This is a genomic window from Actinopolymorpha sp. B17G11 (assembly GCF_040196095.1).
In the GTDB taxonomy this organism is placed as follows: Bacteria; Actinomycetota; Actinomycetes; order Propionibacteriales; family Actinopolymorphaceae; genus Thermasporomyces.
On sequence record NZ_JBEFTW010000001.1, the window covers coordinates 1 to 13,975 of the forward strand.

Here is a 13,975-nt window from a genome sequence, read left to right on the forward strand (position 1 = left end):
GCCTGGCGTCGTTCCAGAGCGTCTACACCGCGCAGTGGGGCTACCTGATGGCCGCATCCGCGGCGGTGATCGCACCCATCATCGCCCTGTTCTTCTTCCTCCAACGCTACTTCATCGAAGGCGTCACGCTGACCGGTATCAAGGGTTGACGCTGTCGCCAAGGACCGGACGCCGGGATCAGAAGCCGATCGAAGGGCGAACCACGTGGGCGACACGCAGGCCGACCTTGCCGCACAGGAACTGGATCGACTGGCGGAGGAGATGTTCCGAGGCCAGCTGGCGTGGTCACCGCTCTACGCCAGCCAGGTGGGCTATCCGGGATACTCCGGCCTGCTACCCGACCTCACGATGGCCGGTGAGGAACGGCGCCGAAGCGAGCTGGAACGCCTTCACCAGCAGGCCTCCGCGGTCGCGGCCGACCTGCTCGACGCCGACCGCCGGATCACCCGTGAGGTGATGCTGCGGACGATCTCGGACGCTCTGGTGGGTCTCGCGGCCGCGGCACCTGACTACACGGTGACCCCGTTGCCACACACGGGTTCGGCGGCGACGGTGATGATCAGCCTCCCGAAGTCCACGCTGCGTACGGCCCAGGATGCAGACGGATATCTCGCCCGCTGCGCGAAGGTGCCGGCCTGGTTGGCGGCTGCGCAAGGGCGGCTTGACAACGGTCGCGCGGCTGGCCGGTTGCCCGTGCGCCGGTTGGTTCTCGCCGCCGTGGAGCAGGTCGACGCCTATCTCGCGACGTCGCTCGCCGACGACCCGCTGACCAAGGTGGCGGCGCCGGCGGAGGGCGACCCGCCGGGATTTCGGGACCGGGTGGCGGCGGTCGTCGCCGAGCAGGTGCGGCCGGCGCTCGCGGACTACCGGCACCATCTGGTGGGCGAGGTCCTACCGACGGCGCGCTCGGACGAGGAGCCCGGGCTTGCGCACCTGCCGGGCGGCGTCGCGCTCTACCAGCAACTGGCCGCGGGGCACACGACGACCGACCACAGCGTCGACGAACTCCACGAACTCGGCCTCTCGCTGGTCGCGGACCTGACCGAGGAGATGCGCGAACGCGGATCCCGCACGCTCGGCACGGCCGACTTCGCCGAGATCACCCATCGCCTGCGTACGGACCCCGATCTCTGCTTCGACAACGCCGAAGAGATGCTCGCCGAGGCACGGGCGACGCTGGCGAGAGCCCAGGAGGCGCTGCCGCGTTGGTTGGGCAGGGTTCCTGAGGTGGACTGCGAGGTTCTCGAGCAGTCGGTGTACGAAGCGGAGAACGGGAACCTGGGCTACTACCAGTGGCCGAGCATCGACGGCGCGCGGCCGGGTCGGTTCTGGCTCAACACGTACAAACCTGCGACGAGACCACGGTTCGAACTGCAGGGGTTGACGTTCCACGAGTCGGTGCCGGGCCACCACACGCAGCTCGCGTTGCTGTGGGAGCTGCCGGACCTCTGCGACTTCCGCCGCCATGCCCGTGCGACCGCGTTCACCGAAGGGTGGGCGCTCTACACCGAACGGCTTGCCGACGAGATGGGCCTCTACACCGGCGATGTGGCGAAGCTGGGCATGGTGTCGTTCGACTTCTGGCGCGCCTGCCGGCTGGTCGTCGACACCGGGATGCACGCGCGCGGGTGGAGTCGGGATCGGGCGGTGAGGTTCATGATGGAGCACAGCGCCCTCACCCGAAAGAACGTCGAGAACGAGATCGACCGCTACATCGCCTGGCCGGGTCAGGCGCTCGGTTACATGGTGGGACGGCTGGAGATCGTGCGGTTGCGGGCGGAGGCCGAGCAGCGGCTTGGCGCGTCGTTCGACATCAGGGCCTTCCACGACGCGCTGTTGGGGCATGGCAACCTCCCCTTGACAGTGCTCGGCCGGGTCGCGGGCGAGTTCGCGGCGAGTCACGGCCCAGGATCCGCGTGACCGTGATCATGAGGGTTTTCGGGGCCCATCTGCCGATTTTCCTTCATGATCACGATCATGATCACGGGCGAACCGACGGGCGAACCGACGGGCGAACCGACGGGCGAACCGACGGGCGAACCGACGGGCGAACCGACGGGCGAACCGACGGCGCGAGCAGGCTGGAGTGGGGCGGCGCGAGGGTGGCTACCGAGCCGGGGTCAGGTCGTACGCCTGACCGGGAGGGCAAGTCCGGCGGCGCCGGGCTTGGACGTGGGCTCGTCGACGCCGTACCGCTCCAGCAGGTCCAGCCCGAGCCGGGCCCGGCGTACCCGCTCCCGGGTCAGCGCGACCGTCGTCGCCTCGAGATGCGTACCAGCCGGGTAGACGTCGGGTGCGTTGCGCAAGCCGAACTTCACATAGACCGGCGCCGCGACCTCGATGAGCGCGGGCAGTTCGTGGTGGCGTACGTATCCACCGAGGTTGTCCGGCGCCTCGACGTAGACATCGAGCGGGACGTCCACGGCCGCCCGGATCGCCGCGATCTGAGCGAGACTCAGGTCGGTCGCGACGTTGAGCGTGTCCGCGCCGAGGTCCTCCAGGACGCGGGCGTTCGCGGCGTTGGTGATCGGCAGCATCACCGAGACCTTCGCCTGCATCTCGGCCGGCAGGTCACCGGCCGCGCGCAGCTTTCCGAACGCCGCCAACACGCCCAGGTCGGAGATCAGCACGCTGCGGATGCCGTGCTCGGCAGCCCGGAGGATGTCGTCGAGGACCGCGGCCACCTGGTCCTGGCCGTGTGCGGTCGCGGCGAACCCGCCGCCCGCGGCCGACCGGGCAGTCGCCGAGACACCCCAGCCCGCGCAGGGCCGGGCGAACAGGCTGACCTCCACGCCGGCCGCGTCGGCCTGCTCGACCATGGTGTCGAGTTCGACGTCGGTCAGCAGGAAGACGCCGGTGCCCTGGGAGATCCGGCGGACCGGCACCTTCAACCGCTCCGCCTCTTCCAGCGCCGCCGCGAGGCAGCGTGGGCCTTCGGTGCTCGGGATCTCGACGCGGTACCGAACCCCGTCGGGGAACCGCTTGTCCGAAGCCGGAAGCTCCCCGAGGTCGCGGGGAGGGAGATCGAGCTTCTCCAGCAGTTGGCTTCCGCGCGTGCGAACCACGACGATTCCACCCTCCGATCGTTCGGGACCCGAGTGTTCAGGACCCGATTCTCCAGTGACCCGACTGTTCAGGACTCGAGTGTCCAGGACCTGAGTGTCTGGTTGCCATTGTCGGTGGCGATCGTGGGAAAGCCGTCGTACGGTAGCCGTCGCCCGCATGTCCGGTATCTCGAACGCCATTCGTATACTCGGACATCGTGTGCGGGCGGAGCCAGTCGCGTCAAGCGTTCCCCGCTCACGGGAACTGAAGGAGCGCCGACCTATGGGCCGATCCGTCCCCGCGGTCATGCGGGCACTGGACATCCTCGAGCTGTTCGGCACGGCCGAGGACCTGTCCATCCCGGAGATCCACGCCCGGCTCGACCTGCCGCGTACGTCGGTCCACGAACTCGTCGGCACCCTGGTCGAACGCTCCTACCTCACCCCGGTGCCGGGCCAGCCGCACCGGTTCCGCCTGGGGGTGGGCGTGTTCCACCTCGGCGCGACGTACGCCGAAAGGCTCGACCTTGCCCGCGAGGGCCAGGTGGCGGCGACGGAGGTGGCGGTGGCGTGCGACGAGACCGTCCACGTCGCGGTCCTCGACGGCCGGCACGTGATCTATGTCGCCAAGGCCGACTGCACCCATCCGGTACGCATGGTGTCCGCGGTCGGCCGGCGCCTACCCGCCCACTGCACCGCCGTCGGCCTCATGCTGCTGGCCCGACTCGACTCCAGCCGGCTCGACGAGCTGTATCCGATCGGCGACAGCCTGCCCGCTCTGACCAAGCGGAGCATCACCTCAACCACGCAGCTGCGTACCAGGCTCACCGAGATCCGCGCCTGCGGGATCGCGGAGGAGTACTGCGAGTCGAACGAGGCTGTCGCCTGCGTCGCCGCGCCGGTGACCGACCGTGCCGGCACCACCGTCGCGGCCATCAGCATCTCGGTCCCGACCGTGCGGTGGACTCCGGAGCGCAAGGACGGCCTCGGCCGGCTGGTCAGCGACGGCGCAGCGGCGCTGTCCGCCCGGCTGGGTCATGTCGGCTAGCCTCGGGCCCGTCGGCAAAACCGGTCAGACCACCAGGTGTCAACCAACTGCGGCGCACGAACGATGGCGTACGAACGATCGCGTACGAACGATGGCGTGGGCAACGAACCACGGCGAGGAGGCGGTGGCGTGCGGATCACGGCGGTGGAAACGCTGAGACCCTCCATCCAGCCCAATGTCTGTCTGCTCCAACTCCACACAGACGTTGGCCAGACCGGCATCGGCGAGGCGTTCTTCGCCGCGAGCGCGGTCGAGGCCTACCTCCACGACACGGTGGCCCCGGTGATCCTCGGCACCGACGATCTGCTGCCCCAGCAGGCTGCCAGCCGGCTCGCGCCGTACACCGGCTACCAGGGCGGCGGCGTGGAGACCCGCGCGATCGGGGCCGTGGACCTCGCTCTGTGGGACCTGCTCGGTAAGCGCGCCGGTCTGCCGGTCGCGGACCTCCTCGGCGGCGCTGTCCGGCCCGAGCTGCGGGTCTACAACACCTGCGCCGGCCCCGGCTACGTACGCACCTCCACCCGGCAGGAGATGGACAACTGGGGAATCGGCGCCGGGCCGGGCGCGGCAGCGGGCCGGCAGTACGAAGACCTCGACGCCTTCCTGAACCGACCAGGCGAACTGGCGAAGGACCTCCGCGCGGACGGCGTCACCGCGATGAAGGTGTGGCCGTTCGACTCCTACGCCGAACGCAGTAACGGCACCGCGATCACCGACGCCGAACTCGCGCGGGGGCTCTCGGTCCTCGAGCAGATCCGTTCGGCCGCCGGCGCCCCAGACATGGACGTCATGGTCGAGTTGCACGGCCTCTGGAACCGCCCCTGCGCCGAACGCATCTGCACCGCGCTCGCGCCCTACCGTCCGCTCTGGGTCGAGGATCCGATCCGCCCGGACGCGGTGGATGCCCTCGCCGCCCTGCGCCGCGCCGTCGACGTGCCGATCGCCACCGGAGAGACCGTCACCGGCCGGCGCGGGTTCCTCCCGCTGCTCCAGCAGGGCGCGATCGACGTCGTCACCGTCGACATCGGCTGGACCGGTGGGATCACCGAGGCTCGCAAGATCGCGACGCTCGCCGACACGTTCGGAGTACCGGTGGCGCCGCACGACTGCACCGGGCCGGTGGCGTTTGCCGCCTGCTGTCACGTGGTACTCAGCCAGCCGAACGGCATGATCCAGGAGACGGTCCGCGCCTTCCTGCGGACGTGGTACGCCGAACTGGTCGAAGGCTTGCCGGAGGTGGCCGACGGCGTGGTCCGGTTGGGTTCCGAAGCCGGTCTCGGCGTACGACTGGTCGAAAATCTCGCTGGTCGGCCCGGGGTGTCGCGTCGGGTGACCGGTTTGGAAGACTGAACGCCGACCGCCATACATCAGATGACTGCCCTCAGATGACCGCGTGAGGCCCGTGGGATTGTGCGGCCCGCCGAAGGAGGCACCTCGTGGAGATCGTCCGTTACGCCGACCGGTCCGATCGCGCCGTCCGGGTGGGTGTGCGCCAGGCGGGGCGGATCTCGCCCGTCGCGGGAGTGGGCCAGGTCGCGGAGCTGCTTCGGCTTCCGTACAAGGAGGTTCGCGGGCTGGTCGAGGCCGCCGCGGGCACGGGCGACGGCGTCCTCGACGAGGCCGACGTCCTCCTGCTCCCACCCGTCGACGGGCGTACGGAGGTGTGGGCGTCCGGTGTGACCTACGAACGCTCCAAGGACGCCCGCGTCGAGGAGAGCAGCGAGAAGACGGTCTATGAGAAGGTCTACGACGCGCAGCGGCCGGAGCTGTTCTTCAAGGCCCTACCCTGGCGGGTCGTCACCGATGGTGAGCCGATCGGCATCCGGGCCGATTCCGGACTCGACGTGCCGGAGCCTGAGCTGGGCCTCGTCTCCAACACCTTCGGCGAGATCATCGGCTACGTCGTGTGCAACGACGTCAGCTCCCGTGTCATCGAGGGCGAGAACCCGCTCTATCTCCCCCAGGCGAAGGTCTACGCCGGGAGTTGCGCGCTCTCGACCGGCATCCGGCCGGCGTGGGAAATCCCCGACGCCACCGCGCTGGACGTCGCGCTGACGGTGCGCCGTGACGGCGCGCCGGTCTGGCGGGGCGAGACGTCGACCGCGCGGATGAAGCGGACGCTCGACGAGTTGGTCGCCTACGTCCTCGCCGGTGACGCGTTCCCGGACGGGTTCTTCCTCGCCACCGGGACCGGCGTGATCCCGGAGATGTCGTTCACGTTGGCCGGCGGCGATGTCGTGGAGATCGCGATCGCCGATGTCGGCGTACTCTCCAATCCTGTCGTGGTCGGCAAGGAGCCGCTGTCGTGGCTCGTCGACGCATTGACCGATCCGTTTGCCCGGGAGGCTGTCCGATGACCGTGCCCACCTCGACCCGAGTCGCCAACCCGACGAGTGTGCCGCACACCGAACCCGCGGAGCTCGAGGCGATCCTCGCCGCAGCGGCGGCCGCTGCTGGACCGCTCGCCGCGCTCGCGCCCGCCGCGCGCGCACGCCTGCTGCGGGCCGTGGCCGATGCCCTCGACGCCGCGGCCGACGAGCTCGTGCCGCTGGCGATGGAGGAGTCCCACCTGCTCGAGGCGCGGCTGCGCGGAGAGTTGGTGCGTACGACCTTCCAACTGCGACTCTTCGGCGAGGTCCTGGAAGAAGGGTCGTACCTCGAGGCGACGATCGACCCGGCCGACCCGGACTGGGGCATGGGCCCAAGGCCGGACCTGCGCCGGATGTTGGTGCCGCTGGGTCCCGTGGTGGTGTACGCGGCGAGCAACTTCCCGTTCGCGTTCAGTGTGGCGGGCGGCGACACGGCATCGGCGCTGGCGGCCGGGTGTCCGGTCATCCTCAAGGCGCACTCGGGGCATCCCGCGCTGTCGCAGCGTACGGGTGAGATCGTGGCGCAGGCGCTGTCGGCCGCTGGCGCGCCGGACGGCGCGTTCGCCGTGGTCGTGGGGTACGAACGCGGGATCGAGGCGCTGCAGGACCCGCGGGTGAAGGCGGGCTCGTTCACCGGTTCCATCCCTGCCGGGCGGGCGCTCTTCGACATCGCGTCGGGGCGGCCGGAGCCGATTCCGTTCTACGGCGAGCTGGGCAGCCTCAACCCGGTGTTCGTCACGCCCGGCGCGGCGAAGGCGCGTGGTGAGGAGATCGCGACGGGCTTCGCAGGGTCCTTCACCCTTGGGGTGGGGCAGTTCTGCACCAAGCCGGGATTGTTGTTCGTACCCGCGGGGCACGGGCTCGACGAGCAGATCGCCGCCGCCGCCCGCGAGGTGGGTGCCGCCGAGCTGCTGAACAAGCGGATCGCGGAGGGGTACGCCGAGGGCATCACCAGGCTGACCGGCGCACCGGGCATCTCGGTCCTCGTCGAGGGGGCCGCCGTCGACGGGCTCGTCGTCGCGCCGACCGTGGTGAAGACCACTGTTCCGGCGCTGCTCGAGCACGCCGACGCACTGCTGGAGGAGTGCTTCGGACCGGCGTCGCTGGTCGTGGAGTACGAAGACGTCGAACAGCTTGCCGACGCGGCCGCCGCGTTCAGCGGCAACCTCACGGCGACCGTGCACGCCGAGGAGACCGAGGCCGACCAGGTGGCGCCGCTCCTCTCGCTGCTGCGGGACCGGGCCGGACGCCTGCTGTGGAACGGCTGGCCGACCGGTGTGTCGGTGACCTACGCCATGCAGCACGGTGGCCCGTGGCCCGCCACCACGTCGTCGATCCACACGTCGGTGGGGACGACCGCGATCCGGCGGTTCCTGCGTCCGGTGAGCTACCAGGGGATGCCGGAGGCGCTGCTGCCCGAGGTGCTCCGCGACAAGAACGTCCTCGGCGTCCCACGCCGTGTCAACGGCACCTTGACGACCGACGACGTGTAAGGCCCGCAGGTCCGGCGCCAGTGCCCGTGTGTCGGCCACCCGTGACCGGCGCCCGTGACCGGCGCCCGTGTGCCGGCCACCCGTGATCATGATCTCGGTCATGAAGATTTTCGGGGTCCATGTGTCGGATCGCGTTCATGGTCCCGGATCGCTTCATGATCTCTGCAGTGATCATGAAGGGGCAGGGGGACGTGAAGGCGAACGGGGCTATACGTACGTAGAACATTCATGATCACGATCATGATCACCGGGCGGAGGCCCTGACCCGGCACGGGCACTCGGCCTAGTGGTGGGCGGCATGGGTGCGTGGGGTAGCGGCGAGCTGTCGACTGTGTTCGACGAGAGCCGGGTAGTCGGTGGCGATTCCGCGAAGCAGCGACTCCACGGCGCGTTCGACGTCGGCCTCGCCGATCGGTGCGTGGCCGAACAGTGCGCGGTAGTGAACGAGCGAACCCAGCATGTCGACGACGAGGCCGGTGTCGAGGTCGTCGCGAAGGTCGCCGCGCGCCACCGCCTTGTCGAGCATCTGGAACACCGCGCGGCGCGGAGGTTCGAACAGCGTCGTGAGCAGGGCCTGGCGCAGCTCCGGCTTCGACGCACATTCGGCGAGCAGCGGACCGAGCACGTCCGGACGGATCTGGCGGAACGCCGCGACGAAGACGTTGATCCCCTCGTTGAGGTCGCACAGCGTGCATCCGGTGTCCGGGGCCCGTACCTCCTGGAGCCCTATCGCGAGTGCGGCGATCACCAGGTGCTGACGCGTCGGCCAGCGCCGGTAGATCGCGGGCTTGGTCGTGCCCGCCCGGCGGGCGACCTCCTCGAGGGTGAGGCTGGTGTAGCCCGAGTCCTCGAGAAGCGTCCGCGTCGTCCGCAGCACCGCGGCGTCGATCTGGGTGTCGCGCGGGCGGCCCGCCGGCGCCCGCAGCTCTCGCCGGGCGCCCGAGGGACGGCTTCCTGACTGCATGACAGCGAGTGTAGTCACCTCTGTTACGATCCGTACCGTAACGAAACTTCCCCAGCAGCTCCCCCTGAGGAGGACTCGCATGAACCATCCACCGGTGACCGTGCTCGGGCTCGGCGCGATGGGGAGCGCCCTGGCCGCCGCTCTGCTACGCGGCGGGCATCCGACCACCGTCTGGAACCGCACCGCCGGCAGGGCGGACCCGCTGGTCGCGGGCGGAGCCGTGGCGGCGCCTACCGCCGCCGCGGCCGCGGCGGCCAGCCCGCTCGTCCTCCTGAGCGTCACGGACTACGACGCGAGCGAGGCGGTTCTCGACGCGATCGGCGCGGCCGCGGGCGGGTGTGCGCTGCTGAACCTCAGTACGGGTACGCCGGACGAGGCGCGCGCCATGGCCACGCGGGCGGCGAAGGTCGGTCTGGACTATCTCGACGGTGTGATCCAGGCCGGGCCCAGCCAGATCGGAACGCCCGCGGCCACCATGTTCTACGCCGGAGCCGAACGAACCTTCGCAGAGCACGCCGCGACGCTTGCCGAACTCGGTACGCCCACCCACGTCGGCACTGACCTTGGTCAGGCGTGCCGGTGGGACCTCGCGCTCCTCGGTCTGTGGTACGAGACCGAGGCGGCCTATCTCAACGCACTCGCCCTCGTGGGGGCGCCCGACACCGACCCGGAGACCTTCGTTCCGTTCGTACGCCGGCAACTCGGCTACGTCGTCGACGCCCTTCCCGACGTGGCGAAGGAGATCCGCGAAGGCCGGTACCCCGTGGGTCCCGCGACCCTCACCGAACACGCACGCGTGCTCGACCAGTTGGTACGGGTCAGGCGGGCCGAAGGGCTGGACACCAGCCACGCCGCGTTCCTTCGTGACTCCGTGCAACGGCTGGTGGCGCGCGGTGGTGGAGGCGACGGCTTCACCAGGCTCATCGAGGAGGTCGCGGACGCGGCACGCCGCTGAACCGGCGTACGTGGAGGGCGGACCACCTGCTTCGCTCGCACGCTTCCCCGGGCGCGGGAGGCGAACCGATCCGGACTCGCGGTCGTACCAGGTCGCCAGATCGAGGCCGTCGAACGGATCGAGGGGAAGTCGCGCATGAGTGTGCAGTCGAAACGGTGGGGAGCGCTGGCGGGTGTCGCGGTCGCGATGGTCGCCACCACGGGCATGGCGCACCCGGTCCCGGACGCGGGACGGCAGGCAGCAGGGCCGCCGCCCCCGCCGGGCATGGAGTTGCAGCACAAGTCCGGCACGCTCGCCACCGCCGACCACAGGTTCGGACAGCTCGCGTGCTCGACCGGCAAGGTGATCCTCGGCGGGGGAGCGAGTGTCCGCACCGAGGACGGCGCCGGCGGTGACGGCGACCTCAAGTTCGCCGCCCTCCAGCCGTTCGACATCGGAGACAGCGGCAACTACATCTACTCCGCCAACGTCTACGCGAAGCCGGGTTACACCAAACCGTGGGCGCTCGAGATGTGGGCGTTGTGCGGGCCGAAACCACCGGGATACGAACACGTGAGGGCTGCGCCGGCGACGGGCGACGCGCACCAGCTCTCGCGGACGGTGACCTGTCCAGCGGGCAAGAAGCTGCTCGCTGCGGGCGGCATGCTGACGGCGGCGTCGTTCGAGCAGCGCGGCCGCATCGCGCTGGGTGCCGTCCGGCCGGCCGCGAACGGAACGTCCGCTCTGGTCACCGGCTTCGACGATGCCACCGATGGGGACCCGACCTCACAGTTCACTCTTCATGCGCGGGGCGTCTGCGTCACCAGTCCGGCCGGCCATCAGGTCGTCGCGGGGGCTGCGTCGCCGCTGGACTCCACGGCGGCGAAGGTCCGTCGTGCCACCTGCTCGAACGGCAGGCTGGCGTACAGCTTCGGGCTCGCCAAGGTGGACCCCGCCGGCCATGCGTACGTCGACGGAGCCACGCCGGAGCAACTCGATACCAAGGGCTTTCCACGCCGGTACGCCGTCCGGGCCGAGCAGAAGGCACCCTTGCAGGACTGGAGTCTCCAGGCCCACGTGATCTGTGCGAACCCGTTGGACTAGGAGGCGCTGGTCGGGAAGAAGGGCACGCCGCTGAACCAGCGTGCGTGGCGGACGGACCGTCTGCTTCGCGCTGCCTTTCCAGTTCCGGACGCTCGCTGGGGAAACTGGTTGGTGCATCGTTACATTGGTGCATCGTTACACCACTTCTGAAGGGCGGGTGGCATGCCGCGCGGACGTACGCCCACACGCGTCTCCGCTCCTCCCGCCACCCGTCCTTCCGGGTCCGCCCGACGTGTCTCCACGTCCGGCGGCGCCAGTGTCTCCGCGTCCGGCGGCGCCAGTGTCTCCGCGTCCGGCGGCGCCAGTGTCTCCGCGTCCGGCGGCGCCAGTGTCTCCGCGTCCGGCGGCGCCAGTGTCTCCACGTCCGGCGGGGCCAATGTCACCATCCGCGACGTCGCCTCGGCCGCGAAGGTCTCGCCGAGCACGGTCTCCAACCTCCTCAACGGCCGAGACGCCCGGATGCACCCGCGGACGAGGGAACGGGTTGCGCGCGCGATCAACGAGCTCGGCTACCGGCCCAGCCGGGTCGCCCGCCAGTTGCGTACCGGGCGTGCCCAGGTCATCGGTCTCGTCGTACCGTCGGTGGCCAACCCGTTCTGGGGGAGTTTCGCGCGGACCGTGGAGGCCGAGGCGCTCCGCGACCAGCACCAGGTCCTGCTCTGCAACAGCGAACGCGACCCCGCCCGCGAACACGACTACATCGAGGAGTTGTGGGCGGGCGGCGTCCGGTCCGTCATCCTCGGGTCCTCGCTCCCGTCGCTGGACCATGTACGGCCGTTTACCGAACGCGGTCTTCGGTTGGTGGCGTTCGACCGCGAACGCCAGGCCGGCGATCCGCCCGGCCTCGTCAGCGTCAGCGTGGACAACCATCGCGGTGGCTACCTCGCCACCCAGCACCTGCTTGATCTCGGCCATCGCCGGATCGGCTTCATCTCAGGAGCGATCGCCACGGTGAGCCGGCGACGTCGCCTCGCGGGTTATCGAGCCGCGCTGGCCGATGCCGGCGTCCGCTACCGCAAGCAACTCGTATGGACCAACCCTGGCAGGGGATTCGGCGACGGTGAGAGCGCGAAGCTCGGCCGCCAGGGGCTGACAGCCCTTCTCCAGTTGGCAGAACCCCCCACCGCTGTCGTCACGATCAACGACATGTACGCGATCGGCGCTTGCGCGGCGGTGCGCGACGCTGGCCGCGAGATTCCCGACCAGGGCCGTGGCATCTCGATCGTGGGGTTCGACGACATCACCATCGCCGAGCTGTACAACCCTTCGCTGACAACCATCCGACAACCACTGGCGGAGATGGCGCGCTTCGCGCTCGACGCCATCCGCACGCAGTCCGGCGACGGCCCGAGATCAACGGTGATGGCCCCGCAACTCGTCGCCCGGGCGTCCACCGCAAGGCTCAGTATTCGAGAAGAAAAGAAGGTGCCCTGAATGCGGACGGTGCTGTTCACCAAACTGTTCCAGAGTAGCTCGGTCGGCGAGATCGGAGCGGCGGCGGCCGACCTCGGTTTCGATGGAATCGACCTGCTCGTCCGGCCGGGAACCACCATCGATCCCGCCGACGCCCGCGACATCCCGGCTGCCGTCAAACACCTGGAGAGCGATGGCCTGTCGGTGCCGATGGCGACCACGGACCTCACCGATCCCGACCGCTTCCCCGCCGACGCTGTGCTGGGTGCGTGTGCCGACGCGGGCATCGACCTGATCCGCCTCGGCTACTGGGCGTACAAACCTGACGTCAGGTCGTACGCCGACACGCTGGCCGAGGCGCAGCGGCACCTCGCCCGGCTCGAGGAGATGGCCGCCCACCATGGCGTACGTCTTGCGATCCAGCTGCACGGCGACACGATCCACGCCTCCGGCGCCCTGACGCGAGCGATGCTCGAGGGCCACTCACCCGAGTGGCTGTGCGCCTACCCCGATCCCGGTAACCAGGTGGTGCAGGACGGACGGGAGGACTGGCGGCTGACCTTCGAGATCCTGCAACCGTGGTTGGCGTGCGTCGGCGTCAAGAACGGCGGCTGGTTCCCCGCCGGAACGACGGGCGCCGGGCAGCGGGAGTGGCGTTCGGACTGGTTCGGACTCGCGGACGGCATGGTGCCCTGGGCGGAGATCCTCCCGCACCTGCAGGCGATCGGGTTCGACGGGCCACTGACGCTGCACAGCCACTACGAGCTTCCGTACGACCAGGTGCTCGACCAGACCCGTACCGATCTCCGCTATGTCAAGCGCCTCTTGACGGCGGGATCCGATGCGGTCGAGGTGAGTGCGTGATGGCGGTGGGAGCCGACGCCGCGCTGGCAGGCAAGGTCGTCATGGTGGCTGGCGCGAGCAGTGGCATGGGTCGGGCCACGGCGGTCGCGGCGGCCGCGGAGGGCGCCAGTGTCGTCCTCTTCGCGCGGCGCGCGGATTCCCTTGCGGAGCTGGAGAAGACGATCACCGCCGAGGGTGGCTCCGCTATCGCGTACGCCGGTGACGCGACGGACCGGCAGGCGGTCGAAGCGGCGGTCGCTGCGGGCGTCGAAGCGTACGGACGGATCGATGTTCTCGTCAACAGTGTGGGCACCAACATCAGGAACCGCGCTCTCACGACGCTCACGCCCGAAGGCTGGCGGGAGCTGATGAGCGCCAACCTCGATGCGGCGTTCGTGCTCACGCAGGCGGTGCTTCCGGTCTTCCGCCAGCAGGGCGACGGACTGCTCGTGCACATCACTTCTTCGGCGGCCAGGAAGCCGGACGTCTCCGGGGTCGGATACCAGGCCAGTAAGGCGGGAGTGACCGCGCTCGCGCACGCGACGATGGAGGAGGAACGCGCCAACGGGATCCGCGTGTCGGTGCTCTTCCCAGGATTCACCGACACGCCCATGGTCGAGCACCGACCGACGCCGCCAACGGCGGAGATGCTGGCTAACGCCCTGCAACCCGACGATGTGGCCCGGATGTGCCTCGCAGTGATGTCGTTGCCCGCCCGGGCGCACGTGCCCGAGCTGGTGCTCTATCCCACCCGATCCTGAGA

12 protein-coding genes are annotated in these 13,975 nt (G+C 69.8%); 10 read left to right on the forward strand and 2 right to left on the reverse strand.

Features of this window, described 5'->3' with window-relative positions; genetic code table 11:
- The first annotated feature begins 204 nt into the window (after positions 1–204).
- The gene (locus tag ABN028_RS00005; protein ID WP_349329737.1) at positions 205–1,920 is read left to right on the forward strand and encodes a DUF885 domain-containing protein; all 1,716 of its coding nucleotides are present in this window, start codon (positions 205–207) and stop codon (positions 1,918–1,920) included.
- 200 nt (positions 1,921–2,120) lie between these two features.
- Here ABN028_RS00005 and ABN028_RS00010 read toward each other — a convergent pair whose 3' ends face one another.
- On the reverse strand, positions 2,121–3,065 hold the full coding sequence (locus ABN028_RS00010; protein WP_349329736.1) for a U32 family peptidase: 945 nt from the start codon (positions 3,063–3,065) through the stop codon (positions 2,121–2,123).
- A gap of 262 nt (positions 3,066–3,327) precedes the next feature.
- Between ABN028_RS00010 and ABN028_RS00015 the strand changes: the two genes are divergently transcribed.
- From ABN028_RS00015 to ABN028_RS00030, 4 genes are all read left to right on the forward strand, one after another.
- Positions 3,328–4,092 (forward strand): IclR family transcriptional regulator, encoded by a 765-nt coding sequence (locus ABN028_RS00015; RefSeq protein ID WP_349695112.1) that lies wholly within the window; start codon positions 3,328–3,330, stop codon positions 4,090–4,092.
- A 129-nt stretch (positions 4,093–4,221) separates the two neighbouring features.
- On the forward strand, positions 4,222–5,442 hold the full coding sequence (locus ABN028_RS00020; RefSeq protein ID WP_349329734.1) for a mandelate racemase/muconate lactonizing enzyme family protein: 1,221 nt from the start codon (positions 4,222–4,224) through the stop codon (positions 5,440–5,442).
- A gap of 86 nt (positions 5,443–5,528) precedes the next feature.
- On the forward strand, positions 5,529–6,449 hold the full coding sequence (locus ABN028_RS00025) for a fumarylacetoacetate hydrolase family protein (RefSeq protein ID WP_349329733.1): 921 nt from the start codon (positions 5,529–5,531) through the stop codon (positions 6,447–6,449).
- On the forward strand, positions 6,446–7,954 hold the full coding sequence (locus ABN028_RS00030) for an aldehyde dehydrogenase (NADP(+)) (protein ID WP_349329732.1): 1,509 nt from the start codon (positions 6,446–6,448) through the stop codon (positions 7,952–7,954). Before ABN028_RS00025 ends, ABN028_RS00030 begins: the two co-directional genes overlap by 4 nt.
- Positions 7,955–8,237: 283 nt before the next feature.
- Here ABN028_RS00030 and ABN028_RS00035 read toward each other — a convergent pair whose 3' ends face one another.
- Positions 8,238–8,918 carry a TetR/AcrR family transcriptional regulator gene (locus tag ABN028_RS00035; RefSeq protein ID WP_349329731.1) on the reverse strand — a complete coding sequence of 227 codons (681 nt, stop codon included), beginning with the start codon at positions 8,916–8,918 and terminating at the stop codon, positions 8,238–8,240.
- Between the two features lie 79 nt (positions 8,919–8,997).
- Here ABN028_RS00035 and ABN028_RS00040 point away from each other — a divergent pair, with 79 nt between their 5' ends.
- The 5 genes from ABN028_RS00040 (at position 8,998) to ABN028_RS00060 (ending at position 13,973) form a co-directional block, all read left to right on the forward strand.
- The gene (locus tag ABN028_RS00040) at positions 8,998–9,873 is read left to right on the forward strand and encodes an NAD(P)-dependent oxidoreductase (protein WP_349329730.1); all 876 of its coding nucleotides are present in this window, start codon (positions 8,998–9,000) and stop codon (positions 9,871–9,873) included.
- Between the two features lie 135 nt (positions 9,874–10,008).
- Entirely contained in the window at positions 10,009–10,956 is a 948-nt protein-coding gene (locus ABN028_RS00045; RefSeq protein ID WP_349695113.1) for a hypothetical protein, read from the forward strand.
- A gap of 162 nt (positions 10,957–11,118) precedes the next feature.
- On the forward strand, positions 11,119–12,390 hold the full coding sequence (locus ABN028_RS00050; RefSeq protein WP_349329728.1) for a LacI family DNA-binding transcriptional regulator: 1,272 nt from the start codon (positions 11,119–11,121) through the stop codon (positions 12,388–12,390).
- Complete coding sequence (locus ABN028_RS00055; protein WP_349695114.1) at positions 12,391–13,233, forward strand: sugar phosphate isomerase/epimerase family protein; 843 nt, start codon at positions 12,391–12,393, stop codon at positions 13,231–13,233.
- Complete coding sequence (locus ABN028_RS00060; protein ID WP_349695115.1) at positions 13,233–13,973, forward strand: SDR family oxidoreductase; 741 nt, start codon at positions 13,233–13,235, stop codon at positions 13,971–13,973. Before ABN028_RS00055 ends, ABN028_RS00060 begins: the two co-directional genes overlap by 1 nt.
- The last annotated feature ends 2 nt before the right edge of the window (positions 13,974–13,975 follow it).